The organism is Hydrogenophaga sp. GW456-12-10-14-TSB4 (genome assembly GCF_059424305.1).
Genome location: NZ_JBWKZH010000020.1, coordinates 15893 through 42382, shown reverse-complemented (window position 1 = coordinate 42382; position 26490 = coordinate 15893). Strand labels below are relative to the sequence as shown.

24 protein-coding genes are annotated in these 26490 nt (G+C 68.8%); 18 read left to right on the top strand and 6 right to left on the bottom strand.

The genetic code is table 11. The annotated features are described in order from the left end of the window. The first annotated feature begins 1 nt into the window (after position 1). Entirely contained in the window at positions 2–1468 is a 1467-nt protein-coding gene (locus AC07ZS_RS12090; protein ID WP_494798847.1) for an FAD-dependent oxidoreductase, read from the top strand. On the opposite strand, the gene AC07ZS_RS12085 is transcribed toward AC07ZS_RS12090, so the two are convergent. Further along, entirely contained in the window at positions 1465–2127 is a 663-nt protein-coding gene (locus AC07ZS_RS12085; RefSeq protein WP_494798846.1) for a TetR/AcrR family transcriptional regulator, read from the bottom strand. The genes AC07ZS_RS12090 and AC07ZS_RS12085 overlap by 4 nt on opposite strands. Positions 2128–2269: 142 nt before the next feature. Between AC07ZS_RS12085 and AC07ZS_RS12080 the strand changes: the two genes are divergently transcribed. The 3 genes from AC07ZS_RS12080 to AC07ZS_RS12070 are packed head-to-tail and all read left to right on the top strand — an operon-like array spanning position 2270 to position 5794. Next, positions 2270–3076, top strand: coding sequence for an SDR family NAD(P)-dependent oxidoreductase (locus tag AC07ZS_RS12080; RefSeq protein WP_494798845.1), 807 nt, complete (start codon positions 2270–2272; stop codon positions 3074–3076). Between the two features lie 14 nt (positions 3077–3090). Further along, positions 3091–4227 (top strand): DUF5938 domain-containing protein, encoded by a 1137-nt coding sequence (locus AC07ZS_RS12075; RefSeq protein WP_494798844.1) that lies wholly within the window; start codon positions 3091–3093, stop codon positions 4225–4227. A 13-nt stretch (positions 4228–4240) separates the two neighbouring features. Beyond that, complete coding sequence (locus tag AC07ZS_RS12070; RefSeq protein ID WP_494798843.1) at positions 4241–5794, top strand: AMP-binding protein; 1554 nt, start codon at positions 4241–4243, stop codon at positions 5792–5794. Here the strand turns inward: AC07ZS_RS12070 and AC07ZS_RS12065 are convergent. Further along, positions 5779–6696, bottom strand: coding sequence for a LysR family transcriptional regulator (locus tag AC07ZS_RS12065; protein ID WP_494798842.1), 918 nt, complete (start codon positions 6694–6696; stop codon positions 5779–5781). The two genes, AC07ZS_RS12070 and AC07ZS_RS12065, sit on opposite strands and share 16 nt — an antisense overlap. 103 nt (positions 6697–6799) lie before the next feature. Here AC07ZS_RS12065 and AC07ZS_RS12060 point away from each other — a divergent pair, with 103 nt between their 5' ends. Both AC07ZS_RS12060 and AC07ZS_RS12055 read left to right on the top strand, forming a co-directional pair. Continuing rightward, entirely contained in the window at positions 6800–7891 is a 1092-nt protein-coding gene (locus AC07ZS_RS12060) for an alkene reductase (RefSeq protein ID WP_494798841.1), read from the top strand. A 36-nt stretch (positions 7892–7927) separates the two neighbouring features. Next, positions 7928–8947: a zinc-binding alcohol dehydrogenase family protein gene (locus tag AC07ZS_RS12055; RefSeq protein ID WP_494798840.1), complete on the top strand. Its 1020-nt coding sequence runs from the start codon at positions 7928–7930 to the stop codon at positions 8945–8947. A 7-nt stretch (positions 8948–8954) separates the two neighbouring features. Here the strand turns inward: AC07ZS_RS12055 and AC07ZS_RS12050 are convergent, their stop codons facing one another. Beyond that, a complete protein-coding gene (locus AC07ZS_RS12050; protein ID WP_494798839.1) occupies positions 8955–9860 on the bottom strand; it encodes a LysR substrate-binding domain-containing protein in 906 nt (301 codons plus the stop codon). Positions 9861–10091: 231 nt separating this feature from the next. On the opposite strand from AC07ZS_RS12050, the gene phnD reads away from it, so the two are divergent. From phnD to phnY, 6 genes are read left to right on the top strand one after another with little or no spacing between them, the layout of a single operon-like run. Then, positions 10092–10958, top strand: coding sequence for a phosphonate ABC transporter substrate-binding protein (gene phnD / locus AC07ZS_RS12045; RefSeq protein WP_494798884.1), 867 nt, complete (start codon positions 10092–10094; stop codon positions 10956–10958). Then, positions 10955–11785, top strand: a complete 831-nt coding sequence (gene phnC / locus AC07ZS_RS12040; protein ID WP_494798838.1) for a phosphonate ABC transporter ATP-binding protein — start codon at positions 10955–10957, stop codon at positions 11783–11785. The genes phnD and phnC overlap by 4 nt, the downstream gene beginning before the upstream one ends. Beyond that, positions 11782–12600 carry a phosphonate ABC transporter, permease protein PhnE gene (gene phnE / locus AC07ZS_RS12035; protein ID WP_494798837.1) on the top strand — a complete coding sequence of 273 codons (819 nt, stop codon included), beginning with the start codon at positions 11782–11784 and terminating at the stop codon, positions 12598–12600. Before phnC ends, phnE begins: the two co-directional genes overlap by 4 nt. Continuing rightward, positions 12600–13850: a phosphonoacetate hydrolase gene (gene phnA, locus AC07ZS_RS12030; RefSeq protein WP_494798836.1), complete on the top strand. Its 1251-nt coding sequence runs from the start codon at positions 12600–12602 to the stop codon at positions 13848–13850. The genes phnE and phnA overlap by 1 nt, the downstream gene beginning before the upstream one ends. Positions 13851–13859: 9 nt before the next feature. Beyond that, a complete protein-coding gene (gene psrA / locus AC07ZS_RS12025; RefSeq protein WP_494798835.1) occupies positions 13860–14960 on the top strand; it encodes an iron-containing alcohol dehydrogenase PsrA in 1101 nt (366 codons plus the stop codon). Next, the gene (gene phnY, locus AC07ZS_RS12020; RefSeq protein WP_494798834.1) at positions 14957–16411 is read left to right on the top strand and encodes a phosphonoacetaldehyde dehydrogenase; all 1455 of its coding nucleotides are present in this window, start codon (positions 14957–14959) and stop codon (positions 16409–16411) included. The genes psrA and phnY overlap by 4 nt, the downstream gene beginning before the upstream one ends. Here phnY and AC07ZS_RS12015 read toward each other — a convergent pair. Continuing rightward, positions 16395–17330 (bottom strand): LysR family transcriptional regulator, encoded by a 936-nt coding sequence (locus tag AC07ZS_RS12015; RefSeq protein ID WP_494798833.1) that lies wholly within the window; start codon positions 17328–17330, stop codon positions 16395–16397. The two genes, phnY and AC07ZS_RS12015, sit on opposite strands and share 17 nt — an antisense overlap. Before the next feature lie 121 nt (positions 17331–17451). Between AC07ZS_RS12015 and AC07ZS_RS12010 the strand changes: the two genes are divergently transcribed. Genes AC07ZS_RS12010 through AC07ZS_RS11985 form a run of 6 tightly spaced genes read left to right on the top strand, consistent with a single transcriptional unit; the run spans position 17452 to position 24531 of the window. Then, positions 17452–18300, top strand: coding sequence for a fumarylacetoacetate hydrolase family protein (locus AC07ZS_RS12010; RefSeq protein WP_494798832.1), 849 nt, complete (start codon positions 17452–17454; stop codon positions 18298–18300). Then, entirely contained in the window at positions 18297–20393 is a 2097-nt protein-coding gene (locus AC07ZS_RS12005) for a hydantoinase/oxoprolinase family protein (protein WP_494798831.1), read from the top strand. Before AC07ZS_RS12010 ends, AC07ZS_RS12005 begins: the two co-directional genes overlap by 4 nt. Then, a complete protein-coding gene (locus tag AC07ZS_RS12000; protein WP_494798830.1) occupies positions 20390–22129 on the top strand; it encodes a hydantoinase B/oxoprolinase family protein in 1740 nt (579 codons plus the stop codon). The genes AC07ZS_RS12005 and AC07ZS_RS12000 overlap by 4 nt, the downstream gene beginning before the upstream one ends. Before the next feature lies 1 nt (position 22130). After that, the gene (locus AC07ZS_RS11995) at positions 22131–22514 is read left to right on the top strand and encodes a hypothetical protein (protein WP_494798829.1); all 384 of its coding nucleotides are present in this window, start codon (positions 22131–22133) and stop codon (positions 22512–22514) included. After that, positions 22511–23533 (top strand): CobW family GTP-binding protein, encoded by a 1023-nt coding sequence (locus AC07ZS_RS11990; protein WP_494798828.1) that lies wholly within the window; start codon positions 22511–22513, stop codon positions 23531–23533. Before AC07ZS_RS11995 ends, AC07ZS_RS11990 begins: the two co-directional genes overlap by 4 nt. 23 nt (positions 23534–23556) lie before the next feature. Then, positions 23557–24531, top strand: coding sequence for a Bug family tripartite tricarboxylate transporter substrate binding protein (locus AC07ZS_RS11985; RefSeq protein WP_494798827.1), 975 nt, complete (start codon positions 23557–23559; stop codon positions 24529–24531). Between the two features lie 15 nt (positions 24532–24546). Here the strand turns inward: AC07ZS_RS11985 and AC07ZS_RS11980 are convergent, their stop codons facing one another. Together AC07ZS_RS11980 and AC07ZS_RS11975 are read right to left on the bottom strand one after the other, a co-directional pair. Continuing rightward, positions 24547–25407 (bottom strand): amidohydrolase family protein, encoded by an 861-nt coding sequence (locus AC07ZS_RS11980; RefSeq protein WP_494798826.1) that lies wholly within the window; start codon positions 25405–25407, stop codon positions 24547–24549. Continuing rightward, positions 25404–26465: an isocitrate/isopropylmalate dehydrogenase family protein gene (locus AC07ZS_RS11975; RefSeq protein ID WP_494798825.1), complete on the bottom strand. Its 1062-nt coding sequence runs from the start codon at positions 26463–26465 to the stop codon at positions 25404–25406. The genes AC07ZS_RS11980 and AC07ZS_RS11975 overlap by 4 nt, the downstream gene beginning before the upstream one ends. Between the last annotated feature and the right edge of the window lie 25 nt (positions 26466–26490).

Sequence of the window (26490 nt, the reverse complement as noted above, 5' to 3'; positions counted from 1 at the left end):
TTTGACCCGGCAGGAAGAAACCTTCGACGTGGTGGTGGTCGGCGGCGGCGGCGCGGGCCTGGCCGCGGCCATCGAGGCGCGCGAGAGCGGGCGCAGCGTGGTGCTGCTGGAGAAGAACCCGCAGCCCGGTGGCTCCACCGCCTGGTCCATCGGCTCGGTCACGGCCAGCGGCACGCCGCACCAGCGCCGGCGCGGCATCGTCGATTCGGCGGCCGACCACTGGGCCGACATGCCCGGCTTCGCGGGCGACGAGCTGGCCGGGCGCGACAACGACGCGCTGCGCCGCGTGCTGTGCGACGAGATCCCCGCCACCTTCCAGTGGCTGCTCGATTCGGGCGTGCGCTTCATGGGCCCCATGCCCGAGCCGCCGCACCGCCAGCCGCGCATGCACAACGTGTTGCCCAACTCGCGCTCCTTCATCTACCACCTCACGCGCCGCGCGAGGCGCGCGGGCGTGGACATCCGCACCAATACACCCGTGACCGCCCTCGTGCGGCAGGACAACGGCCGCGTGACCGGTGTCGACGCCGGCCCGCTGCGCTTCAGCGCGCGCGGCGGCGTGGTGCTGGCCGCCGGCGACTTCACCAATGGCCCCGCGTTCAAGGCCCGCTTCATGGGCCCGCAGGAGGCCAAGGTGGAAGGCGTGAACGTCACCGCCACCGGCGACGGCCAGCGCCTGGGCGAAACCGGGGGCGCGCGCATCGTCAACGGCGACCTCGCGCTCGGCCCCGAGATCCGCTTCATCGCCCCCGCCACCGAAACCTTCGTGCGCCGCCTGCCGCCCTGGCGCTGGCTCGCCGTGACCATGGAGTGGGCGATGGACCGCGTGCCGCCGGTGATCCTGCGGCCGATCCTGATGAAGTTCCTCACCACCGCGCTGGCGCCGTCGCCCACGCTGTTCGACGCCGGCGCGGTGCTGGTGAACCGGCGCGGCGAGCGCTTCGGCGACGAGCGCGAGCGCCCCGCCTGGCGCCTGCCCGACCAGCCCGACAAGCTGGGCTACATCCTGATCGACGCCGCGCTCGCGCAGCGCTTCTCGGTGTGGCCCGACTTCGTGTCCACCGCGCCCGGCGTGGCCTACGCCTATGTGCCCGACTACCGCCGCAACCGGCCCGACGTGTTCACCGAAGCCCCCACGCTGGAGGCCCTGGCGCAGCGCCTGGGCATGGACGCGGCGGCGCTGAAACGCAGTGCGGCCGAAGGTGGCGTGCGGGCCCTGGGCGAAGGCCCTTATGTGGCGCTGGGCCCGGTGCGCTCGGTCTTCGTGCACAGCGAAGGCGGGCTGATGGTGGACGCACAGCACCGCGTGCTCGGTGAGAACGATCAGCCTCTGCCGGGCTTGTACGCGGCGGGCTCCACGGGGCAGGGCGGCCTGCTGCTCAAGGGCCACGGCCACCACCTGGCCTGGGCCTTCGTGTCGGGGCGGCGCGCGGGGCGTTTCGCGGCCGAGGCCGTGCCGACCGCCTAAGCGGCGGCGGCGAGCTTGCGCCGCGGCGCCGCCTTTCGGGCGCGCGGTGGCGCTGGCGCATCGACCATCTGCAGCAGCACCAGGCGCACGCCGGCCTGCATGGTGGCGATTGCCTTCTTGTCGCCCGAGAGGTGCTTGAGCAGGGCTTGCTGGAACAGGCCGTCGAGCAGGGCGTAGGCCACCTCGCTCGGCACCTTCACCGGCGCGCCCGCGAGGTCCGACAGGCGCTGCATCACGCGCCAGATCATCTTCTCCAGGCTCTTGTCGATGGCTTCCACGTCGTCGCGCAGCGCGGCCTCGAACAGCGCCTGCGAGCGCAGGTCGTACCAGAGCCGGTGCATCGTGGTTTCGGTGCGCAGGGTCTCGCCCAGCGCCTCGGCGAAGCCGTCGAGCAGTTGCCCGAACTCGGTGGAGGTCGTCGTGACCTCGTCGTAGCGCGTCACGCAGCGCGCCTTGTACTGGCGCACGCTGCACAGGATCAGGTCGAGCTTGTCGGTGAAGTAGTAGTGCAGCACGCCGTGCGAGAACGCCGAGTTCTGCGCGATCTCGCGCAGGCTGGTGCGCGCGTAGCCCAGGTCGGCCAGCGTCTGCAGCGCGGCCTCGCCGAGTTCGGCGCGGCGCTCGTTGAACTTGTCGTTGCGGGGGGGCGCTTTGCTCATCGGGCCATTGTACGGACGGCGGCCCACCCGTGCCACCGCATTTTGGACAGTCGTCAAGAAAAATCTTGACACTTGTCAAGAAAGCTCCGTAGCATGGAGCCGTTCCTCGAAGAACACGGTCCATACACACCAGGAGACAAACATGGCGAAGTTCGATCTGACCGGCCGCAAGGCCCTGGTCACCGGGGGCGCGCGCGGCCTCGGCGAAGGCATGGCACAGGCGCTCGCGGCGGCGGGAGCCTCGGTGATGATTGGCGACGTGCTCACGTCGCTCGGCCAGGCGACGGCGGGCAAGCTGCCCGTCACCCAGGGCGCCAAGGCCGGTTTCGTGAAGCTCGACGTGACGCAGGAGGCCGACTGGCAAGCCGCCGTGAAGGCCACGGTGGACACGCTGGGCGGCTTCGACATCCTGATCAACAACGCCGGCATCGAGGTCACCGCGCTGGTGGCCGACATCGAACCCGAGTCGCTGCGCAAGATGCTGGACGTGAACATCGTCGGCACGGCGCTGGGCCTCAAGCACGCCTTCCGCGCCATGCGGCCCAATGGCGCCGCCGGGAAGGGCGGCGCGGTGGTCAACATCTCATCGGTCGCCGCCACCATCGCCTTCCCCGCCATCGCGGGCTACTCGGCCACCAAGTCGGCGGTGGACCGCCTCACCCGCGTGGCCGCGATGGAAGCCGGCAAGCTCGGCTACGGCGTGCGCGTGAACTGCATCTACCCCGGCCTGGTGCCGACCGAGATGGGCATGAAGCTCGCGGGCGACGTGGTGGCCGCCGGCCTCTTCGCTTCGCCCGAGGCGGCCGTGGGCGCGATCATCGAGCAGACCCCCTCGGGCCGCCTGGGCGAGGTGGGTGACATGGCGGACGCGGTGGTCTTCCTCTGCTCCGACGCGGCGCGCTTCATCAACGGCGCGGGCCTGCCGGTCGACGGCGGCATGGGCATGTAAAGCAGGAGAACACCATGAGCAAGAACGCCAAAAAACCCGTCATCGTCTACGGTGCCTCCGGCTACACCGGCCGCCTGGTCTGCGAGTACCTGCGCGAGTACAACATCCCCTTCATCGCCGCCGGCCGCAGCGCCGACAAGCTCCACGCCGCCCTGCAGGCGAACGTGCCCGGCGTCGAGACCGCGAGCTTCGATGTGGTGGAGGTCGAGCACTCGGTCAAGGCGCTCACCGAGTTGTTCAAGGGCGCCTCGGTCGTGCTCAACACCGTGGGCCCGTTCGCGAAGTTCGGCCCCGAGGTGGTGCAGGCCTGCCTGGCCGCGAAGTGCCATTACACCGACACCACCGGCGAGCAGGACTGGCTCATCACGCTGGACGAGCAGTACGGCGAGAAGTTCGCCAACGCCGGCCTGCTGCTCTCGCCCGGTCTGGCGCAGATGTACACCACCGGCGAGATCGCCGCGCAGATCTGCCTGGAGACCCCGGGCCTGGACACGCTGGACATCGCGGTGTTCTGGGGCGGCAGCCCGACCATCGCGTCCACGCAGACCATCCTGGTCAACGCCGCCACCTCCAAGGCGTTCCACCTGCAGCAGAACCAGTACGTCGAATGGCAACCCGACGCCGGGCTCTACCAGCTCGCCATTCCCGGCCAGCACGAGATGGCGCTGGCCCTGCCCTGGGGCGGCACCTCGCACCCGGTGTGGTTCAAGCGCGACCCGCGCGTGGCCAACGTGAAGGTGCTCGGCGGCGTGTTCAACAAGCCGCTGATGCAGGGCGTGCCGCTGATCGTGGCCGCCGCGCTGGAGGCCACCAAGGACATGGCCCCGGACGAGCGCTATGCCGCGCTCGCGCAGACCGCGGCCGGCGTGATGAACACCATGCCGCCGCGTGAGAACCCGCGCATCAACAAGTCGGTCGATTCGGTGCACGCCTCGGGCCCGCTGGGCCGCGCGCACTGCGTCATCTTCGGCAACTGCAACTACAAGCAGACCGGGATGATGCAGGCCTTCGCCGCCAACTGGCTGTTGCAGCAGGCGCCGAAGCGGGTGGGCTTCGCCTCGGGCTGCCAGGCCTTCGGCCACCACGAGCTGCTTGGTGCGCTGCGCGGCTTCGGCCTGGTGCAGGCGCCGGTGCTGACCGTGCATTCGTGAAACGGGCCCGTCCATGCGACTGATCGACTACCTCGACAAGGGGGCCATGCTCGGCCCGGACGCGCCCTGTCTCTCGATGGGTGGCATGGACCTGAGCTACGACGACGTGCAGCGCATCAGCCACCGCGTGGCGCGTGCGCTGGCACGCACCGGCATCGACCCCGGCGACAAGGTGGCGGTGCTCTCCAGCAACGACGCGCTGGCCTTTGCCTGCGTGTTCGGCATCTCGCGCGCGGGCGCCGTGTGGTGCCCGGTGAACCCGCGCAACGAGGCGTCTGAAAACCGCTACGTGCTCGACGCCTTCGACTGCCGCTGCCTGATCTTCCACAGCGCTTACGCGCCCATGGTGGAGCAGATGCGCGCGCAGTTGCCCAAGGTGAAGGTGTTCGTGTGCCTCGACGCCGTGCTGCCCTTCGCGCCGTCCTGGGCGCAATGGGCCGAGGACACCAGCGACGGGCCGGTGGACGTGCCCCCGGTGGACGACCTCGCCATGATCGCGGGCACCGGCGGCACCACCGGCCAGCCCAAGGGCGTGATGCTCTCGGGCCGCAACCTGGAGACCATGAGCGCGCTCACGCTCATGGGCTACCCCTTCGACGGCCGGCCCACCTACCTCGCGCTCGCGCCACTCACCCACGCGGCCGGTGTGCTGTGCCTGCCGGTGATGGCGCTGGGCGGGCGCGTGGTCATCATGCCCAAGCCGGACCTGGGCGAGTTCCTCGCGCTGATCGAGCGCCACCGAGTCACCCACACCTTCCTGCCACCCACGCTGATCTACATGCTGCTGCAGCACGAGCGGCTGGCGACGACGAAGCTCGATTCGCTGCAGTGCTTCTGGTACGGCGCCGCGCCGATCTCGGCCGCACGGCTGGAAGAGGCGCTGGCGAAGATCGGCCCGGTGATGGCGCAGCTCTTCGGCCAGACCGAGGCGCCGATGATGATTTCCATGATGGCGCCGCGCGAGCACTTCCACGCCGACGGCAGCGTGGCGCGCGAGCGCCTCTCGTCCGCGGGGCGGCCCGGCCCGCTGGTGCAGGTGGCGACCATGGACGGCGAAGGCGTGCTGCTGCCCCCGGGCGGGACCGGCGAGATCGTGGTGCGCAGCTCGCTGGTGATGATGGGTTACTACCAGGATGCAAAAGCCACGGCAGAGGCCGGCCGCTTCGGCTGGCACCACACCGGCGACATCGGCCGGCTGGACGCGGACGGTTTCCTCTACATCGTGGACCGTGCCAAGGACATGATCATCACCGGCGGTTTCAACGTCTACTCGGTCGAGGTCGAGCAGGCGCTGATGCAGCACCCCGACGTGCAGGACAGCGCCGTGATCGGCCTGCCCGACGAGAAGTGGGGCGAGGCGGTGGTGGCGGTGCTGCAGCCGCACGCCGGCCGCACGCTGCAGCCCGAGGAGATCATCGCCTTCGTGAAGGCGCGCATCGGCAGCGTGAAAGCGCCCAAGCGGGTCGAGGTCTGGCCCGACCTGCCGCGCTCCAAGGTCGGCAAGGTGATGAAGAAGGACATCCGCGCCGAACTGCTGGCGCGGCTGAACCGTCAGACCGGCGCCTGAGCGAGCAAGGGCGCGGTGCGCTCGGCGATGAAGTCGCGCAGGCAGCGCATCAGCGGTGTGAGCTGGCGCCGGCTGGGCAGCACCAGGAACAGCGGCACGGCTTCGGTGGTCCAGTCGGTGCACAGGGCCTGCAGGCGGCCTTGCGCCAGGTCGTCGGCCACGTCGAAGAACGATTTGTAGGCGATGCCCTTGCCCAGCAGGGCCCAGCGCCGCACCGCGTCGCCGTCGTTGGAGACGTTGACGCTCTTCACGCGCACGGTGATTTCGGGCTCGCCGTCCCCGCGCGAGAAGCGCCAGCGGTCGTGCACCTCGTCGTTGAGCATGAAGCACAGGCAGTCGTGTCCGCTGAGCTCGTGCGGCGTGGCGGGCGCGCCATGGCGCGCGAGGTAGGCCGGCGAGGCGCACAGCACGCGCCGGTGCGAGGCCGCCAGCGGCAGGGCCACCAGGTTGGAGTCGCGCGGCTTGCCGTAGCGGAAAGCCGCGTCCACCGGGTTGCTGTAGACGTTGGCGATGCTGTCCGACAGCAGCAGGCGCACGTCCACCCGCGGGTGCGTGTCCTGGAACTGATTGAGCCAGGGCAACAGCAGGTTGCGGCCCAGGTCGGACGGCGCGGCGAGCTGCAGCACGCCCTGCAGGGCCTGCTCGCCCGCGCCGATCTGCTGGCTGGCCTGCTGCAGCGCCTCCAGCGCCGGGCGGCATTGTTCCAGGAAGCGCTCGCCCTGCTGCGTGAGCCGCAGGCTGCGCGTGGAGCGCACGAACAGCGGCACGCCCAGTTCGGCCTCCAGCCGCTTGAGCGCCGCGCTGGTGGCCGCCGGCGTGAGGTCGAGCGCGCGCGCCGTGGCCGAGAGGCTGCCGCTGTCCACGGTGCGCACGAAGATGTCCAGGTCTTGCAGGGCTTTCATGATTTTCAAATTTTGCTTGAAGATGCATTCAAAGGCGAGGTGGTTTTTCAAATGAATGGATCGCGAGACCATGCGTCCATTCCCACTTCACCGAAAGCCCACCATGTCCACCTCCCTGTTCCGCCCCCTCGAACTCGGCCCGCTGCACCTGCCCAACCGCATGGTGATGGCGCCCCTGACGCGCAGCCGCAGCAGCCAGCCCGGCAACGTGCCCAACGAGCTCATGGCCACCTACTACGCGCAGCGCGCCGGCGCCGGCCTGATCGTGTCCGAAGCCACCCAGATCTCGCCCCAGGGCCAGGGCTACAGCTTCACGCCCGGCATCCACAGCGAAGCGCAGGTGGACGGCTGGCGCCGCGTGACCGATGCGGTGCACGCCGCCGGCGGGCGCATGGTGCTGCAGCTGTGGCACGTGGGCCGCATGTCGCACGCCAGCTTCCACGCCGACGGCCTGCCGGTGGCGCCCTCGGCCCTCTCGCCCGACGCCAAGGTCTGGGTGATGGGCGAAGACGGCGTGGGCCGCATGGTGGATGCCCCAGTGCCGCGCGCCATGACGCTGCAGGACATCCAGAGCACGATCGGCGACTACCGCCGCGCCGCCGCCAACGCCATGCGCGCCGGCTTCGACGGCGTGGAGATCCACGGCGCCAACGGTTACCTGATCGACCAGTTCCTGCGCACCACCTCGAACCACCGCAGCGACGCCTACGGCGGTGGCATTCCGCAGCGCACGCGTTTCGCTGCCGAGGTGGCCGCTGCCGTGGCGAGCGAGGCCGGCGCGGAGCGCACCGGCATGCGGCTGGCGCCCTACATCACCCAGCGCAACATGGACTGCCCCGAGATCGTGCCCACCATCCTGCACCTGGCGAAACAGCTGGACGAGATCGGCCTGGCCTACCTCCACCTGGCCGAAGCCGACTGGGACGACGCGCGCCAGGTGCCTGAAGCGTTCCGCCGCGAGCTGCGCCGCGCCTACCAGGGCCGCGTGATCGTCGCGGGCAAGTACGACGCGCACCGCGCCGATGCCATTCTCAAGGACGGGCTGGCCGATCTGGTGGCCTTCGGCCGTCCCTTCATCGCCAACCCCGACCTGCCGGCGCGCCTCGCGGCCAACCTGCCCCTGGCCGAGATCGACCCGACGACGCTGTTCGGCGGCGGCGCGCGCGGCTACACGGACTACGCTGTCGCCGCCTGAGTTCCTTCTTCTTCCCTTCTATTGAAAGCACCCCCCATGAAAGCCGTTGGATACCAGAAGCCCCAGGCCATCAGCGCCGCCGATTCGCTGATCGACATCACCCTGCCCGACCCCGTGGCCACGGGCCGCGACCTGCTGGTCGAGGTCAAGGCCGTGTCGGTCAACCCGGTGGACACCAAGGTGCGCAAGAGCGGCGCGCCGGCCGAGGGCGAGGCCTGGAAGGTGCTGGGCTGGGACGCCAGCGGCATCGTCAAGGCGGTGGGCCCGGAGGTCACGCTGTTCCGGCCGGGCGACCGCGTCTGGTACGCCGGCTCCATCGCCCGCCCGGGCACCAACAGCGAGCTGCACCGGGTGGACGAGCGCATCGTCGGCCGCATGCCGAAGTCGCTCGACTTCGCGCAGGCCGCCGCGCTGCCGCTCACCGCCATCACCGCCTGGGAAATGCTGTTCGACCGCCTGGGCGTCGCCCCCGGCAAGTCGCCCAATGCGGGCACGCTGCTCATCATCGGCGCCTCGGGCGGCGTGGGCTCCATCCTCACGCAGCTGGCCGCGCGGCTGACCGGTCTCACCGTCATCGGCACCGCCTCGCGGCCCGAGACGCAGGCCTGGGTCAAGGCGCTGGGCGCGCACCACGTGATCGACCACGGCCAGCCGATCGCCGCGGAGTTGAAGCGCATCGGTTTCCCTCAGGTGGACCGCATCGTGAGCCTCACGCAGACCGACGCGCACTTCGACCAGATCGTCGAAGCCATCGCGCCGCAAGGCCAGTTCGGCCTGATCGACGACCCGGTCTCGCTGGACGTGACCAAGTTCAAGCGCAAGTCGGTCTCGGTGCACTGGGAGCTGATGTTCACCCGCGCGCTGTTCGGCACCGCCGACATGATCGGCCAGCACCGGTTGCTCAACGAAGTGGCCGCGCTGGTCGATGCCGGGCTGGTCCGCACCACGCTGGCCGAACACTTCGGCCCCATCAATGCGGCCAACCTGAAGCGCGCCCACGCCCTGATCGAATCGGGCAAGGCGCGCGGCAAGGTGGTGCTGGAAGGCTGGGCCTGAGGCTTGCCTAGCGCCTGGCCGTCTTCTTGCGCGCCGCGCGGGGCGCGGCGTCGGCGGGCGGCGAGACGGTCTCGAAGAACGCGTGCACCATGCGCGCGCTGCGCCGCTCGGCCAGGCACAGCACGTGCGCGTAGGTGTAGATGTCCGCGTCGCTGATGCTCACCAGGTGCAGGCCCGGGCCGGGCACGAACTCCACCGTCGACACGGCGGCGATGCCGATGTTCTGCGCCACCGCCTCGCGGATCACCTCGCGGCTGCTGATCTCCATCACCACCTCGGGCGCCACGCCGGCCTTGTCCAGGGCCAGCTCCAGCGCCTTGCGCGTGGTCGAGCCCTGCTCGCGCAGGATCATGCGCTCGCCCTGCAGCTCGGCCAGCCGGATGCTGCGGCGCTGCGCGAAGCGGTGTTCGCTGGAGGTGAAGATGCCCACCGGGTGGCGGCTGAACGGCACCGAGAGGAAGCGGTCGTCCTCCACCAGCTGCGCGAGCACGCCCACGTCGGCGCGATAGTCGAGCAGCCGGTCCAGCACGTCCTGCGAGTTGCCGGTGCTCACGCTGACCTTGATGGCCGGGTAGCGCTGGCTGAAGTCCGCCAGCATCTGCGTCACGTGGTACGGCCCCACGGCCGCCACGCGCAGGTGGCCGGTGCGCAGCTCGCCCGCATCGCGCAGCAGGCTCACCGCATCGCCCTCCAGGCTGAAGATGTTCTGCGCCAGCTGCATCAGCTGCTCGCCCAGCTGCGTGAGCTGCACGCGCCGCCCGCTGCGGTGGAACAGCTCCACCTTGTAGCTCTCCTCCAGAAAGCGCACCTGCGTGGTGATGGTGGGCTGGCTCACGTGCAGGTGCTCGGCGGCCTTGGTGAAGCTGCCCATGCGGGCCACGGCGTAGAAGGATCGGAGCTGGGTGAGTCGCATAGAAAAATTGTATAGAACTCCGCCAATCTTTGAATTGGTCGCAGACCAGCGGCGGTGGTTTACTGGCGTCCAGAGCAGTGCAGGAGTCGCCAGAACCACCGAATGCTCGTGATTTTTCATCGTTGTCACAGGCGCGTCACACCCGGCTGAAAAACTCCAAGCCGGGCAATTCCGCCCAGCCAAAGATGGAGAATTTTCATGTTCCTACAACACCCCGGAGACAAGCTCATGATGAATCGCAGAAAGGTGCTGATCGGCACCGCCGCCGCCACCGTGGCCGGCACGCTGGCCTTCCCGGCCCGCTCACAGCAGGTGCTCACCGTGGGCCTGATCCCGTCGGAGGATTCCCGCGCCATGATCGCCAACAGCCAGAAGATGATGGACATGCTGTCCGCCGCGCTGGGCATGCCGGTCAAGCCCTTCGTGGCGGCCGACTACAACGGTGTGATCGAAGCGCTGCGCTCCAAGCGCCTGGACGTGGCCTACCTCGGTCCGTTCTCCTACGTGCTCGGTGCCACCATCGCGCCCATCGAAGCCTTCGCGGTGGCCGAGACCAAGAAGGCGGGGCGCACCTTCTATCACAGCCAGGTGATCGCGCACAAGGACAGCGGCATCAAGACCGTGGCCGACCTCAAGGGCAAGACCTTCGCCTTCGTCGACCCCAGCTCCACCTCGGGCCACCTGTTCCCCAAGGCCGGTCTCATGAAAGCCGGCTTCGACACCGACAAGGACTTCGGCCGCGTGATCTTCTCGGGCTCGCACGACTCCAGCGCGATCGCCGTGCAGAACAAGAAGGTGGACGCCGCCGCCATCGCCGACCGCATCCTGGACGCCGCCATCGCCAAGGGCCTGGCCAAGCGCGAGGACCTGGTCGAGGTCTGGAAGTCCGACCCCATCCCCGAGTCGCCCACCGTGTGGCGCACCGACCTGCCGGCCGACCTCAAGAAGCGCGTGCAGGCCGCCTTCCTGCAGGTCAAGGACATCCCGTGGTCGGACCAGGGCCTGCTCAACGGCTTCCACCCCACCAACGACGCGGCCTACAACGTGATCCGCGACACCGCCAAGCTGCTCAACCTCGATCTGAGGAAGATGAAATGATCGAGATCCGCAACCTCACCAAGCGCTACGGCGACTTCGTGGCGCTGCACGACGTCAGCCTGAGCGTGGCCAAGGGCGAGTTCGTGGTGATCCTGGGCGCCTCGGGCGCGGGCAAGTCCACGCTGCTGCGCTGCATCAACCACCTGGCCGAGCCCTCGGGCGGCGAGATCCGGGTGGACGGCGAACTCTCGCGCGGCGACCGCGCCGGCCTGCGCAAGGTGCGCCGCGACGTGGCCATGATCTTCCAGCACTACAACGTGGTGCCGCGCCTCTCGGTGCTGAAGAACGTGCTCACCGGCCGCCTGGGCTCCATGCCGGCGTTGATGTCGTGGTTCCAGCTGTTCCCGCGCGAGGACATCGACGCCGCGCGCGAATGCCTGCGCCGCGTCGAGCTCGAACACAAGGCCGACGTGCGCACCGACACCCTCTCGGGCGGGCAGAAGCAGCGCGTGGGCATCGCCCGCGCCCTGGCCCAGCACCCCAAGGTGATCCTGGCCGACGAGCCCGTGGCCAGCCTGGACCCGAAGACCTCGCGCAAGGTGCTGCGCTACCTGCAGCAGGCCAGCCGCGACTCCGGCATCACGGTCATCTGCAACCTGCACCAGGTGGACTACGCGCGCGAGTTCGGCCAGCGCGTGATCGGTGTGGCCGGCGGCCGCATCGTGTTCGAGGGCCGCCCCGACGAACTCAGCGACGAGGTGCTGCAGCGCATCTACCCCGGCGGCCTCGAAGGCCCGACCCCGCCCGAAGCACCGGCGGCCTCGGTGGCCGTGCCGTCCCCTGTCGCGGCGCACGCCGCTCCCCAACTGGCTTTGGAGCAACCATGATCGGCATCGGACGCTACAACCTGCTCGTCGCCAAGAGCGGCGGCAACGACGGCTGGTGGAAATACGCCGTCACCGGCGCGGCCCTGCTCGCCGTCATCTGGTGGGCCGCCATCGGCAGCCAGGTCAGCTTCAGTGAGCTGGTCAAGGGCGCACCCTGGATCAGCGACTTCCTCTCGCGCATGTTCCCGCCCAACTGGGAATTCGCGTCCAAGCTGGTCACGCCCGCCATCGAGACCGTGCAGATCGCGATCTGGGGCACGCTGCTGGCCTTCGTGCTCGCGGTGCCGGTGTGTTTCCTGGCCGCGCGCAACCTGTCGCCGCACCCCGTGGTGTTCCACTTCATGCGCCAGGTGCTCAACATCATGCGCGGCATCAACGAAATCATCCTCGCGCTGATCTTCGTCGCCGCCGTCGGCCTGGGCCCCTTCCCTGGTGTGCTCGCCCTCGCCTTGCACGGTGCCGGCATGCTGGGCAAGTTCTTCGCCGAGTCGATCGAAGACATCGACCAGGGCCCGATCGAAGCCCTGCGCTCCACCGGTGCGGGCCCGATCCAGATCATCATCTTCGGCGTGCTGCCGCAGGTGGTCACGACCTGGATCGCCGTCATCCTCTACCGCTTCGAGACCAACCTGCGCCAGGCCACCGTGCTGGGCATGGTGGGCGCGGGCGGCATCGGCTTCGAACTGGTGGGCAGCATGAAGCTGTTCCAGTACCAGGACACGGCCACCTGCATTCTCGTGATCGTGGCCATGGTCATGACCGCCGATTACGTTTCCAGCAAGCTTCGCGCTTGGATCCAACAAGGAGCACGTTGATGGCCCCGGACCATTTCAAACTCAAGGTCAATGACCGCGAATACCACAAGCCGGCGCAGCCGGTGGTGGTGGTGTGTGTCGATGGCTGCGAGCCCGACTACATCACGCAGGCCATCCAGGCCGGCGTGGCACCCTTCCTGCAGAAGATGCTCGCCAAGGGCACCTCGCTGGTCGGCGACTGCGTGGTGCCCAGCTTCACCAACCCGAACAACCTGTCCATCGTCACCGGCGCACCGCCTTCGGTGCACGGCATCTGCGGCAACTACTTCCTCGACACCGCGCTGGGCAAGGAAGTGATGATGAACGACCCGGCCTACTTGCGGGCCGAAACCCTGCTGGCCGCGTTCTCCCGGGCCGGTGCCAGCGTGGCCGTGGTCACCGCCAAGGACAAGCTGCGCACCCTGCTGGGCCACCAGCTCGAAGGCGGCATCTGCTTCTCGGCCGAGAAAGCCGACAAGGCCACCGTGGCCGACAGCGGCATCGACCGCGTGCTCGACCTCGTGGGCAAGCCCGTGCCGTCGGTCTACAGCGCCGACCTGAGCGAGTTCGTGTTCGCCGCCGGTGTGAAGCTGCTGGAGACGCGCCGGCCCGACCTGATGTACCTCTCCACCACCGACTACGTGCAGCACAAGTGCGCGCCCGGCACCCAGGGCGCGAACGACTTCTACGCCATGATGGACGGCTATCTGGCCCAGCTCGACGCGCTCGGCGCCGTGATCGCGCTCACCGCCGACCACGGCATGAGCCCCAAGACCGATGCCGCCGGCCAGCCGCGCATCGTCTTCCTGCAGGAGGTGCTGGACGAGACCGCCGGTGCCGGCGGCAGCCGCGTGATCCTGCCCATCACCGACCCCTACGTGGTGCACCACGGCGCACTCGGTTCCTTCGCCACCGTCTACCTGCCGCGCGTTGCCAACGCCCGCACCATCGCCAGCGCCCTCATGAGCCACGACGGCATCGAAGCCGTGCTCACGCGCGAGGAAGCCGCCGAACGCTTCGAGCTGCCGCCCGACCGCATCGGCGACCTGGTGGTGATCTCCGACCACCTCACCGTGCTGGGCACGCGCGCTTCGGAGCACGACCTCAGCGGCCTGACCGTGCCGCTGCGCTCGCACGGCGGCCTGTCCGAGCAGAAGGTGCCGCTGCTGTTCAACCGGAAGCTGCAAGGCCTCATCCCCGGGCGCCGGCTGCGCAACTTCGACATCTTCGACCTGGCGCTCAACCACGCCGTCGTGACCACCCCCGCCTAGAGCCACACCATGACCGCGAACTACTTCAACCCCGTGCATTCGGTGTACGGGCCGGGGGCCCTGTTGTCGCTGCCGAAGCTGCTGGGGGGCCGCAAGGCCGCGCTGGTCACCTTCCCCGAGGCGCGCCAGCTCGGCCTGCTGGCCCGGCTGGAGGGCGTGCTCGGCGCGCAGCTGGCCTGCGTGATCGACCAGGTGCTGCCCAACCCCGATGTGGCCGAACTCGCCGCGACCCACGAGGCCTTCTGGCGCGAACACGCCGATGTGGAGGTGATCGTGGCGGTGGGCGGTGGCAGCGCGATCGACACCGCCAAGGCGCTCATGGTCGGCACCGCCAGCGGCCGGTTCCAGGAACTGGTGGACCTGCTGGCCACCGGCGCGGCCTTCACGCCGCACGCGGTCAAGACCCTGATTGCCGTGCCCACCACCGCCGGCACCGGCAGCGAGGTCACGCCCTGGGCCACCATCTGGGACCGCGAAAGCCAGAAGAAGTACTCGCTGCACCTGCCGCAGACCTGGCCCAGCGCAGCCATCATCGACCCCGAGCTCATGCTCTCGCTGCCGGCCTCGGTGACCTTGCAGAGCGGGCTCGATGCCTTGTCGCACGCGCTCGAATCGATCTGGAACGTCAACGCCAACCCGATCTCCGACGCGTTCGCGATCTCGGCGGTGAGCGACATCCTGGACGTGCTGCCGCGCCTGATGCGCGAGCTGGGCAACCTGGAGCTGCGTGGTCGCATGGCGCTGGCCGCGCTCAAGGCCGGCATGGCGTTCTCCAACACCAAGACGGCGCTGGCGCACTCGATCTCCTACGAGATGACGCTGCGCTACGGCTTGCCGCACGGCATCGCCTGCTCCTTCCCGCTGCCCATGGTGCTGGCGCGCGCCATCGGCCGCCGCGGCGACCGCGACGCGGTGCTCGAACAGGCGCTGGGCGGGCCGCTGGCCAACGCACCCGTGCGCCTGGCCCGGTTCATCGAACAGTTCGGCGTCAAGACCCGCTTCAGCGACTACGGCGTGAGCGACGAGGAAGCCGAACAGATGGTGCGGCACGCCCAGGGCGGCGCGCGCGGCAAGAACTTCATTGGCACCGCCGAGGAGACCCTGGCATGAACGCACGCAGCCCCCTGCGCGACAGCGAACACTTCCGCGCCGAGGCGCTGCGCATCGGCGGCGAGCGCATCAGCCGCGAGCGCACGCTCGACGTGATCAACCCCTACAGCCGCGAGCGCGTGGGCACCGTGCCCCTGGCCACGCTGGACGACGTGCGCCGCGCGTACCACATCGCCCACGGCTACCAGGCCCAGCTCACGCGCTACGAGCGCTCCAGCATCCTGCAGAAGGCCTCGGCCCTGTTGCGCGCGCGCGCCGAAGAGGCCTCCACGCTGATCACGCTCGAATCGGGCCTGTGCAAGAAGGACTCCATGTACGAGATCGGCCGCGTGGCCGACGTGCTGGTGTTCGGTGCCAACGAGGCGCTGCGCGACGACGGCCAGGTGTTCTCCTGCGACCTCACGCCACACGGCAAGAAGCGCAAGGTCATCACCATGCGCGAGCCGTTGCAGGGCGTGATCACCGCCATCACCCCGTTCAATCACCCCATGAACCAGGTGGCGCACAAGGTGGTGCCCAGCATCGCGACCAACAACCGCATGGTGCTCAAGCCCTCCGAGAAGGTGCCGCTCTCGGCCTATTTCCTGGCCGACATCCTGTACGAGGCCGGTCTGCCGCCCGAGATGTTCCAGGTGGTCACCGGTGACCCGCGCGAGATCGCCGACGAGATGCTGGTCAACGAACACGTGGACCTCATCACCTTCACCGGCGGCGTGCCCATCGGCAAGTACATCGCGCAGAAAGCCGGTTACCGCCGCATCGTGCTCGAACTCGGCGGCAACGACCCGCTGATCGTGATGGAAGACGCCGACCTCGACAAAGCCTCCGACCTCGCGGTGCAGGGCTCGTACAAGAACTCGGGCCAGCGCTGCACCGCGGTCAAGCGCATGTTGGTGCAGGCCTCGGTGGCGGCCGAGTTCACCGAACTCGTGGTCGAGAAGACCCGCCGCTGGCAACACGGCGACCCCATGGACGGCGCAATGGACATGGGCACGGTGATCGACGCCCAGGCCGCCGAGCGCTTCCAGGCCCTGGTGAACGACGCCGTGTCGCAAGGCGCGCGCCTGCTCACCGGCAACCAGCGCGAGGGTGCGCTCTACGCGCCCACGGTGCTGGACAACGTGCGGCCCGAGATGACCCTGGTGCGCGAAGAAACCTTCGGCCCGGTCTCACCCATCATCGCGTTCCGCGACATAGACGAAGCCATCCGCATCTCCAACGGCACGGCCTACGGCCTGTCCTCGGGCATCTGCACCAACCGCATGGACCACGCGACGCGTTTCGCGAAAGAGCTGGTGGTGGGCACAGTGAACGTGTGGGAGGTGCCCGGCTACCGCATCGAACTCACGCCCTTCGGCGGCATCAAGGACTCGGGCCTGGGTTACAAGGAAGGCGTGCAGGAGGCGATGAAGTCCTTCTGCAACGGCAAGACTTTCACCCTGCCCTGGTAGGCTGGTCCGGTTCGCTGAGCCGGTTCCCCCAGCCCTCCACCGTCTCGCGCAGCATGCGCGCGACGATCTTGCTGGCCGGCGTGAGCTGGCCCTGTTTGGGCAGGGCCAGGGTCACGTGGCGCCGCAGGTCGGGGTTGACCACGCGCGAGGCGCGCAGCCGGCCCGCGCGCAGCTCCGCGTCGATCGAGAACGGCCCGAGCAGCGAGTACAGCCCGGGCGTGTGCGCCACCAGCTCCTTCTGCACGCGCAGCGAATCGGCCTCCACCTCGGCCTGCAGCACGAAGCCCTTGCTGCGCGCCGTTTCGTCCAGCACCGCCCGCCAGTGCGCGGGCCGCCGGGGCAGCACCAGGCGCAGCCCGGCCAGGCGCGTGAACTCGACGCTCTCGTGCTGCGTCAGCGGGTCGCCCGGGCGCGACACCAAGTAGGTGCCTGCCACCGCCAGCAGCTGCTCGTCCGCGCTGGTGGGTTTCTGGTAGCGGAACAGGATCGCCATGTCCACGCTGCCCATGTCCAGCAGCGCGTCCAGCTCGCCGCCCTGGCCTTCGCGCACGTTGAGCTTGATCTTGGGGTGCTCGGCCTTCAGGCGCAGGAACACATGGGTCATCAGCGGGTGCGCCGCCGAGGGCAGGATGCCCAGCCGCACCTCGCCCATGGGCTCGCCGGCATCGACGCGAATGTCGGCCAGCAGCTGGTCGGTGTCGCGCACCCAGCCGCGCACGCGCGCCTCCACGTGGTGACCCAGGTCGGTCAGCGTCACGCCGCGCCCGGTGCGCCGGAACAGCGCGCCGCCGCACTGCTTCTCCAGCTCACCGATCTGCCGGCTGATGTGCGACTGCACCGTCTGTCGCAGCGCCGCCGCCTTGGTGAAGCTGCCCAGCTCGGCCACTTCGAGGAAGAGCCGGAAGTCGTTGGGATTCATGGAGTGCCTCCTGGAATGAGATATGCCTTTCAAGGCATGTCTGAAATCTCGGTTTGCATTCTAGGCAGATGGCGGGTGCTTTCCTAGACTGCGGTCCCATCAACCCAGGAGACCCACCACCATGCGTTTCGCCAGCTTCGAGGCCGACGGCCGCGCCACCTACGGGGTGGTCGGCACCGATGGCCGCTACACCCCCGTTCCCGCCGCCTTCCAGGCGCGCCACGCCGACCTGAAGGCCGCCATCGCCGCCAACGCGCTGGGCGAATTGAAAGGCCTTGAAGGCCCCTCGCTCGCCCCCGACCAGGTGCACCTGCTGCCGGTGATCCCCAACCCCGGCAAGCTGATCTGCGTGGGCCTGAACTACAAGAGCCACGTGGCCGAGACCAAGCGCGCCGACAGCGAGCACCCCTCGCTGTTCCTGCGCTTCAACGACAGCCTGGCCGCGCACGGCGACGCCGTGTTGCGCCCGGCGTTTTCCGACCGCTTCGACTGGGAAGGCGAGCTTGCCTTCGTGATCGGCCAGGGTGGCCGCCACATCGCGAAGGAAAACGCCTTCGAGCACATCGCTGGTTATGCCTGCTTCAACGACGTGAGCGTGCGCGACTGGCAGAAGCACACCCACCAGTTCACGCCCGGCAAGAACTTCCCCGGCACGGGCCCCTTCGGCCCCACCCTCGTCACGCGCGACGAGGTGCCCGACGTGACGAAGCTGCAGCTGGAAACGCGCGTGAACGGCCAGGTGATGCAGCACGCCAGCGTGGGCGACCTGATCTTCGACATCCCGACCATCGTCGCCTACATCTCGCGCTTCACACCGCTCTCGCCCGGCGACGTGATCGCCACCGGCACGCCCGGCGGCGTGGGCGACCGCCGCGAGCCGCCGCTCTACATGAAAGAAGGCGACGTGGTCGAGGTCGAGATCACCGGCCTGGGCATCCTCCGCAACCCCATCGGGACCCACACACCATGAGCAACACGAACCTCACCCCCCATGACGCGCGGCTGCGCGTCGCCGTCGACATCGGCGGCACCTTCACCGACATGGCCGCCTTCGACGAGGTCACCGGCCAGCTGCTGTTCGGCAAGGCCCTTTCCACCCACGGCCAGCTGGTCAACGGCATCCAGGCCACGCTGGACAGCGCCGACATCGACCTGCGCGACGGCCACCTGTTCCTGCACGGCTCCACCATCGCCATCAACACCCTGCTGGAGCGCAACGGCGCCAAGACCGCGCTGCTGATCACCGAGGGCTTTCGCGACATCTACGAGATCGGCCGCGTCAACCGGCCCGATGCCTACAACCTGTTCTTCAACAAGCACGAGCCGCTGGTCAAGCGCTCGCTGCGCTACGAAGTGGCCGAGCGCCTGCGCGCCGACGGCAGCACGCACAAGGCGCTGGACGAAGCCGCCGTGCGGGAGCTGGCGCGCGAACTCGGCGGCAAGAACATCGAGGCCGTGGCCGTGCTGCTGCTGCACTCCTACCGCAACCCGGCGCACGAACAGCGCGTGAAACAGATCCTGCAGGAAGAACTGCCCGGCGCCTTCGTCTGCGCCTCGCACGAGCTCAGCCAGGAATACCGCGAGTTCGAGCGCGTCTCCACCGCCGTGGCCAACGCCTACGTGGGCCCGCGCGTCTCGGCCTACCTCGGCCAGCTCGAAGAACATTTGAGCCACAAGGGCTTCGAGGGCGACTTCTATGTGGTGCAGTCCACCGGCGGCCTGTTCCCCAGCGAACACGCGCGGCGCGACTGCGTGCGCATGCTGGAGTCGGGCCCGGCGGCCGGCGTGATCGGCGCCCAGGCCATCTGCGCCCAGCTCGGCATGGGTGACGCCATCGCCTTCGACATGGGTGGTACCACCGCCAAGGCCGGCGTGATCAGCGAAGGCCGGCCGCTGACCACCGGCAGCGCGCTCATCGGCGGCTACGAGCGCGCCCTGCCGATCCAGATTCCGATGATGGACATCCACGAGGTCGGCACCGGCGGCGGCTCCATCGCCCGCGTGGAAACTGGCAACGCCCTGCGCGTGGGCCCGCAGAGCGCGGGCTCCATCCCCGGCCCCGTGGCCTACGGCCGCGGCGGCACCGAACCCACCGTGACCGACGCCAACCTGGTGCTCGGCCGCCTCGATGCCGACCACTTCCTGGGCGGCGAACTCAAGCTCGACCTGGCCGGCACGCAGCGCCAGATGGAAGAGCGCGTGGCCAAGCCCCTGGGGCTGGACGCCACCGCCGCCGCCGACGGCATCCTGCGCATCGCCGTCACCCAGATGTCGCATGCGGTCAAGGCCGTGACCACCGAGCGCGGCCTGGACGCCGGCAGCTTCACCATGGTGGTCTACGGCGGCGCGGGCCCGCTGCACGCCTCGGCCATCGCGCGCGAGATCGGCATCCGCAAGGTGCTCATCCCCTATGCACCGGGCTACTTCTCGGCCTACGGCATGCTGTTCTCCGACCTGCGCTACGACTACGTGCGCTCGGTGTTCCGCAAGCTCAACGACGTGTCCTTCGACGAGATCGAGGCGCTCTACAAGGGCATGGAAGACGAAGGCCGCGCCGCGCTGGCCGCCTCCGGCATCACGCCCGACGGCATCGTGATCGAGCGCGCGGCCGACATGCGCTACGTGGGCCAGGAACACGCCGTCACGGTGGACCTGCCCGGCGCCTTCTTCGTGGACAAGGACCGCTCGGCCATCAAGAACCACTTCGACCAGGTGCACAAGGTGCGCTACGGCACCTCCGCGCCCCAGGAGGCCGCCGACCTCGTGAGCCTGCGCGTGACGGTGCTCGGCACCATGAAGAAGCCGCCGCGCCACCACGTGGACGAAGGCGCGGCCTTGCCCGAAGCGGCCGCCCTGCGCGGCACCAAGCCGGTGTACTTCCGTGCCGGCGGCTGGGCCGACACGCCGGTCTACCAGCGCGACGCGCTGCGCGCCGGCAACGTCATCGCCGGCCCGGCGCTGATCGAAGAACACGCCTCCACCACCGTGGTCCAGCCCGGCGACGAACTGCGCGTCGACGGCCTGGGCAACCTGCAAATCGCCATCGGGAGTGACCGCTCATGAACGCACGAGACATCCAGAACGCCACGGTCGACCCCGTCACCGTCGAGATCATCCGCAACGGCCTCTTTGCCGTGACGGAGGAGATGAAGACCAACCTCACGCGCACCGCCTACAACCTCATCATTTATGAAGCGCTGGACTTCACGGTGGGCCTGTTCACGAAGGAGGGCGACACCGTCTCCATCGGCCTGGGCCTGCCCATGTTCATCCGCGGCATGGCCGAGACGGTGAAGGCGAAGATCAAACACTTTGGCGTCGAGAACATCCAGCCGGGCGACATCCTCGTCACCAACGATGCCTACACCACCGGCAGCCACCTGAACCACTTCACCTTCACCATGCCGGTGTTCCACGAAGGGCAGCTCGAAGGCTTCACCTGCTGCATGGCGCACTGGCTGGACGTGGGCGGCACCCTGGGCAACGTGACCACCGACATCTTCAGCGAAGGCATCCAGATCCCGATCGTGAAGTACCAGCGCGAAGGCGTGGTCAACCAGGACCTGATCGACATCATCGCCATGAACGTGCGCATGCCCGAGCGCGCGCTGGGCGACCTGCGCGCGCAGATCACCGCCATCACCACCGGCGAGCGCCGCTACGTGGAGCTGCTGCAGCGCTACGGCGCCGACGCGGTCAACGGCTCGATCCGCCAGATCATGGATTCGAGCGAGGCCGTGGCGCGCAAGAACACGCTGTCGATCCCCGACGGCGTGTACGAAGCCGAGTCCTACATGGACGACGACGGCCTGGAGATCGGCAAGCGCATCCCCATCCGCGTCAAGGTCACCGTGAAGGGCGACGAGATGACGGTGGACCTCTCCGACGTGAGCAAGCAGGTGCGCGGCTTCTACAACTCGGGCTTCACCACCGGCATCGCCTGCGCGCAGGTGGCCTACAAGTGCCTCACCACGCCCACCGACTACCCGGTCAACGACGGCAGCTTCCGCTCGCTCAAGGTCATCATGCCCATGGGCACCGTCATCAGCGCCGAGCGGCCGTACCCGATGCGCGTGTGGATGACCTTCCCCATGACGGTGATCGACACCATCTTCAAGGCGCTCGCGCCCGCCATCCCCGACCGCGCCATCGCCGGCCACCACGCCGACCTGGTGTTCCCCAACATCCACGGCATCTCGCCCGAAGACGGCCGGCTGTTCATCGTCGGCATCGGCCCGCTGGGCGGCGGCTGGGGCGCCAAGAGCACGGAAGACGGCGTGTCCGTCACCGTCTGCATCAACGACGGCGACACCCACAACAGCCCCACCGAGCAGCTCGAAGCCAAGTACCCGGTGCTGGTCGAAAAATACGAGATCCGCAAGGACAGCGCGGGCGCCGGCAAGTACCGTGGCGGCCTGGGTGCCGAGATGGTGGTGCAGGCGCTCTCGCCCTTCACCGTCACCACCCGCATCGACCGCGTTCACTGCAAGCCCTGGGGCCTGGAAGGTGGCGGCGACGCCATGGGCAACGGCCTGGCCGTGCGCCACAAGGGCGAGTGGAAGAGCGACCACCTCAACGCCAAGATCTTCAACGTGCGCCTGGAACGCGGCGACGCCTACAAGATGCTCTCGGGCGGCGGCGGTGGCTTCGGCAGCCCGCTGGAGCGCGAGGCCGAGAAGGTGGCCGAAGACGTGCGCGAAGGCTATGTGAGCGCGGAGGTGGCGCGTGAGGTCTACCGCGTGGCGCTCGACGCGCAACAGCAAGTGGACGAGGCCGCCACGGCCCGCCTGCGGGCCTGACATGGACACCGCCACCGTGGCCGCCGCCGACCCACGCGCCGCCCGCCTGCTCGGCCTGTGGAGCCGCCTGAGCGCCCAGCACGTCACGCTGGGCTCGGGTTGCGGCTGCGGCGTGGGCGGGGTCAGCGTCTCGCTGCAGGACTTCGAGCTCGACATCGCCGACTACCTCTGGGCCGAAAGCGAGCGCCTGGGCGTGCAGAGCGTGGAAGCCTTCCTGCTGCAGCCTGGGCCGATCGCCGAACAGCCGCAGCCGGTGATGAACCTGCTCACGCGCCTGGAAGCGGGCGAGGCCGACGAGGCCGATGCCGACTGGCTGCTCACGCGGCTGGCGCGCACGCTCGAATCCTTCGCCAAGCTGCATGGCCCCATGGGCGAGATGTCATGACGAAGGCGGTGCCTGTCACTGTGCTCACCGGCTTCCTGGGCAGCGGCAAAACCACGCTGCTCAACCGCCTGCTGCGCGAGCCCGGCATGCAGGGCACGGCCGTGGTCATCAACGAGTTCGGGTCCGTCGGGCTCGACCACGACCTGGTCGACCACACCGAAGAGAACATGGTGCTGCTGGCCAACGGCTGCATCTGCTGCACGATCCGGGGCGACCTGGTGGAGGCCTTCGAGCGGCTGGCCGCCACGCCCGCCGCGCAGCGCGGCGAACTGCGCCACGTGGTGCTGGAGACCACCGGCCTGGCCGACCCCGCGCCCATCCTGCACACGCTCATGGGCGACCCACGCCTGCAAGGCGCCTGGCGCCTTGCGGGCGTGGCCTGCACCGTGGACGCCTGCCACGCCATGGCCACACTGGACCAGCACCCCGAAGCCGTGAAACAGGCCGCGGTGGCCGACCGCCTGCTGCTCACCAAGACCGACCTGCAGGCCGCGCCCGAGGCGCTGATGCAGCGCCTGCGTGACATCAACCCGCTGGCCGAGATCCGCACCGACGCCGGCGGCGCCCTGAACGCCCTGCAGGCCTTGCTCGCGCGCCCGGCCGCCGCCTTCACCGCCCTGCCCGACACCGGCCGATCGAGCTTCTTCCCCGCGTCCGGCGGGCCGGACGCCAACCGACACGACGACCGCATCCGCTCGCACGTCATCGTGCGCGACCAGCCGCTCTCGCGCGAAGGTTTCTTTGCCTGGCTGGACATGATCGCGAAGCTGCGTGGCGACGACCTGCTGCGCGTCAAGGGCATCGTGCACCTGGACGACGACCCGGAGCACCCGCTCGTCATCCACGGCGTGCAGCACCTGTTCCACCCGCCCGAGACCCTGCCCCGCTGGCCCAGCGACGACCGGCGCACGCGCATCGTGTTCATCACGCGCGGCATCGATGCCGAAGACATCGACGCCACGCTGAGCGTTTTCGAGCGGCGCCGCGCGCGCCGCACCCCCGCCCCTCAACCCGATTGACCACAAACCCGAAGGAGACAGACATGAAGTGGATGAAGCAATGCATGGCCGGCCTGGCGTTCGCCGCCGTGGGCGTCGCGCCCGCAATGGCGCAAGGCGCCAAATTCCCCGACAACATGATCAAGATCATCGTGCCCTTCGCGGCCGGTGGCGGCGTGGACGGCGCAGCGCGCCTGCTTGCCAAACAGCTGCAGACCGACCTGGGCGTGACCGTGGTGGTGGACAACCGCGCCGGCGGCAGCGGCACCATTGGCGGCAAGGCGGTGCAGACCGCGCACCCCGACGGTTACACCCTGCTGTTCTCGGCCGCCACGCACGTGCTTGCCAGCCACGTGATGGCCACGCCGCCCTACGACCCGGTGACCGACTTCACCCCCGTGGCCCGCACCGGCGAGGCGCCGCTGCTCATCGTGATCCCGCCCACCGCGCCGCAGAAGAACCTGCGCGAGGTGATCGACGCGGCCGGCAAATCCGGCAACAACTGGAACGCCGCCATTCCCGCGCTCGGCGCGCCCAGCCACCTGGCCACGCTGCTGCTGGCCAAGCAGGGCAAGGTCAACTTCACCATGACGCCGTACCGCGGCACCGCGCCTGCCGCCACCGACGTGGCCGGCGGCCACGTGCAACTGCTGGTGGACTCCATCATCTCGCTGCAACCCATGGCCAAGGGCGGCCGGGTCAAACCCATCGCCCAGACCTCGGCCAAGCGCAGCAGCATCGCGCCCGACGTGCCCACGGCGGCCGAAAGCGGCTACCCGGGCCTGGTCTACGTGTCGTGGTACGGCGTGTGGGCGCCCAAGGGCACGCCGGACGACCGCGTGCAGTTCCTCAACAAGGCCATCAACAAGGCCACGGAAGAGCTGGCCAAGGCCGGCTCACTCGCCTCGCTGGGCGTGGAGCCGGTGGTGGAATCGGTGGACACCTTCCGCAAGTACATCGCGAGCGATGTGGCGCAGAGTGCGGGGTTGTTGAAGGAGGCGGGGTTCAAGCCGGAGTGAGCTCCCGGCGTCATTTCAGAACCCGTAGAGGCGTGCCGGGTTCTCAACCAGCACCTGCTGACGCAGGGCGGTTGTCGGCAGCCAGCTGAACAGGGCGTCGATCAGGCTTTCAGGGTCCATGTCGCGGTAGCGGCTCACCTCGTGGGCCTGTTTGCCTGGCTCCCGGTTGGTGTGGGGCCAATCACTGCCCCACAGCACCCGGCCCGGGTGGGCTTCGGTGAACGCGTGGGCCAGCGGATCGGCGGCGGCGACAGCCCGTGTGCCTGTGATCCGATAGGGTGCCGACAGCTTGATGTAGGTGTTTCCGTTGCCCACCAGCTCGATGATGGACCTCGCCGCCGGGTCATCGATGCGGGTCTTCGCCGGCAACATGGCGAAGTGGTCCAGAACCGTCGGGACTGGCAGTCGATCCAGCAAGGGCGCCAGCTGCGCGATGGTGGTGTGGGCGGCATAGAGTTGCAAGTGCCAGTCCCATGGCGCCAGCCGGTCGGCCCAGCGCTGAAGCATGTCCTTCACCAACGTGGCGTCGCGCATGCCGGCGCTCTCGACGTTGACCCGCAAGCCCCGAATGCCCGCGCCGTGCAGCTTGGACAGGGCTTCCTCATCGCTCCCTTCCGCGATCACCGCCACCCCTCGCCCGGCACCCTGGAGCCGCGCGAGGCTGTCCAGGAGGCAGCGGTTGTCCGTGCCATAGAAACTGGGCTGAACCAGAACGACGCGCTGCAGGCCATTGCGCTTCAAGTGGTCCAGCAAGGCCTCGTGAGCCGCGGGCGCCGGCGTGTACTGGCGCTCCATCACCATGGGGTACGCCGCGGCATCGCCCACCACGTGGGTGTGGGCATCACAGGCCCCGGCGGGCAGTTCCAGGGGAATCACGCGCGGAGCAGCCGTTGCACGAAAGCCTTGCCTGTGGCTGCGGTTCCGAGGCGCCCTCCCACGTCGCGTGTGGCTTCTCCGGCGGCAATCGCGTCGACAGCAGCGGCTTCGATGGCCTGTTCGGCCGCCTTGAACGCCGGCAACTGCTTGCGCTGGCCGTACCAGCCGAGCAACTGGGCCGCGGACAAGATGAGCGAGAACGGGTTCGCCAGATCCTGACCGGCGATGTCGGGGGCCGACCCGTGTGCGGCCTGGCCCATCGCATGGTCGCGGCCTGCGTTCAGCGAGCCACCCAGGCCCAGGCTTCCGGAGAGCTCCGCCGTCAGGTCCGACAGGATGTCGCCGAACATGTTGGTCGTCACGATCACGTCGAAACGCTGCGGCGCGCGGACCACGTGGGCCATCATCGCGTCCACGATGAAGTCGTCCACCTGCACTTCCGGGAACTCGCGCGCCACCGCGTGACACATGTCGATGAAAAGGCCGTCGCCGATCTTCAGCACGTTGGCCTTGTGCACGATGCTCACATGCTTGTTGCGCGTCATGGCCAGTTCAAACGCCGATCGCGCGATGCGCTCGCAGCACTCGCGCGTGATGCGGCGCAGCGAGATCACCACGTCGGGCGTGATCAGCATCTCGCTGCCGCCAGAGGCGATGTTGCGGTCGGCGTAGAAGCCCTCGGTGTTCTCGCGCACCACCACCAGGTCGAAGTCGTTGACCTTGTGAACAAGGCCTGGGTAGGTTCGCGCGGGGCGGATGTTGGCGTAGAGGTCCAGCTCCTTGCGGAAGAACTTGGACGGGTTGATCTCGCCCTTCGATTCGTCCTTGAAGTCGTAGGTGGCGGCCGGACCGAGCATCAGGCCATCTGCCGCCTTCACCTTGTCCAGCAGCGCCGGTGTGACCGTCGCACCGTGCCGGCGCAGGCTTTCATGGCCTGTGATGTCGTGATCGAACGCCAGGCCCAGATCGAAACGGCGCGAGACGGCCTCCAGCACATCGACCGTGACGGTCATGGTTTCAGGGCCGATGCCATCGCCAGGAAGGACAACAATTTTCATGATCAGAGCAGTCTTTGAGGGGAAT

What these genes read in the sequence shown, in the direction of transcription:
- AC07ZS_RS12085 (WP_494798846.1), bottom strand. Translation starts at nt 2,127, where the DNA reads ATGAGCAAAGCGCCCCCCCGCAACGACAAGTTCAACGAGCGCCGCGCC.
- AC07ZS_RS12080 (WP_494798845.1), top strand. Translation starts at nt 2,270, where the DNA reads ATGGCGAAGTTCGATCTGACCGGCCGCAAGGCCCTGGTCACCGGGGGC.
- AC07ZS_RS12075 (WP_494798844.1), top strand. Translation starts at nt 3,091, where the DNA reads ATGAGCAAGAACGCCAAAAAACCCGTCATCGTCTACGGTGCCTCCGGC.
- AC07ZS_RS12070 (WP_494798843.1), top strand. Translation starts at nt 4,241, where the DNA reads ATGCGACTGATCGACTACCTCGACAAGGGGGCCATGCTCGGCCCGGAC.
- AC07ZS_RS12065 (WP_494798842.1), bottom strand. Translation starts at nt 6,696, where the DNA reads ATGAAAGCCCTGCAAGACCTGGACATCTTCGTGCGCACCGTGGACAGC.
- AC07ZS_RS12060 (WP_494798841.1), top strand. Translation starts at nt 6,800, where the DNA reads ATGTCCACCTCCCTGTTCCGCCCCCTCGAACTCGGCCCGCTGCACCTG.
- AC07ZS_RS12055 (WP_494798840.1), top strand. Translation starts at nt 7,928, where the DNA reads ATGAAAGCCGTTGGATACCAGAAGCCCCAGGCCATCAGCGCCGCCGAT.
- AC07ZS_RS12050 (WP_494798839.1), bottom strand. Translation starts at nt 9,860, where the DNA reads ATGCGACTCACCCAGCTCCGATCCTTCTACGCCGTGGCCCGCATGGGC.
- phnD (WP_494798884.1), top strand. Translation starts at nt 10,092, where the DNA reads ATGAATCGCAGAAAGGTGCTGATCGGCACCGCCGCCGCCACCGTGGCC.
- phnC (WP_494798838.1), top strand. Translation starts at nt 10,955, where the DNA reads ATGATCGAGATCCGCAACCTCACCAAGCGCTACGGCGACTTCGTGGCG.
- phnE (WP_494798837.1), top strand. Translation starts at nt 11,782, where the DNA reads ATGATCGGCATCGGACGCTACAACCTGCTCGTCGCCAAGAGCGGCGGC.
- phnA (WP_494798836.1), top strand. Translation starts at nt 12,600, where the DNA reads ATGGCCCCGGACCATTTCAAACTCAAGGTCAATGACCGCGAATACCAC.
- psrA (WP_494798835.1), top strand. Translation starts at nt 13,860, where the DNA reads ATGACCGCGAACTACTTCAACCCCGTGCATTCGGTGTACGGGCCGGGG.
- phnY (WP_494798834.1), top strand. Translation starts at nt 14,957, where the DNA reads ATGAACGCACGCAGCCCCCTGCGCGACAGCGAACACTTCCGCGCCGAG.
- AC07ZS_RS12015 (WP_494798833.1), bottom strand. Translation starts at nt 17,330, where the DNA reads ATGAATCCCAACGACTTCCGGCTCTTCCTCGAAGTGGCCGAGCTGGGC.
- AC07ZS_RS12010 (WP_494798832.1), top strand. Translation starts at nt 17,452, where the DNA reads ATGCGTTTCGCCAGCTTCGAGGCCGACGGCCGCGCCACCTACGGGGTG.
- AC07ZS_RS12005 (WP_494798831.1), top strand. Translation starts at nt 18,297, where the DNA reads ATGAGCAACACGAACCTCACCCCCCATGACGCGCGGCTGCGCGTCGCC.
- AC07ZS_RS12000 (WP_494798830.1), top strand. Translation starts at nt 20,390, where the DNA reads ATGAACGCACGAGACATCCAGAACGCCACGGTCGACCCCGTCACCGTC.
- AC07ZS_RS11995 (WP_494798829.1), top strand. Translation starts at nt 22,131, where the DNA reads ATGGACACCGCCACCGTGGCCGCCGCCGACCCACGCGCCGCCCGCCTG.
- AC07ZS_RS11990 (WP_494798828.1), top strand. Translation starts at nt 22,511, where the DNA reads ATGACGAAGGCGGTGCCTGTCACTGTGCTCACCGGCTTCCTGGGCAGC.
- AC07ZS_RS11985 (WP_494798827.1), top strand. Translation starts at nt 23,557, where the DNA reads ATGAAGTGGATGAAGCAATGCATGGCCGGCCTGGCGTTCGCCGCCGTG.
- AC07ZS_RS11975 (WP_494798825.1), bottom strand. Translation starts at nt 26,465, where the DNA reads ATGAAAATTGTTGTCCTTCCTGGCGATGGCATCGGCCCTGAAACCATG.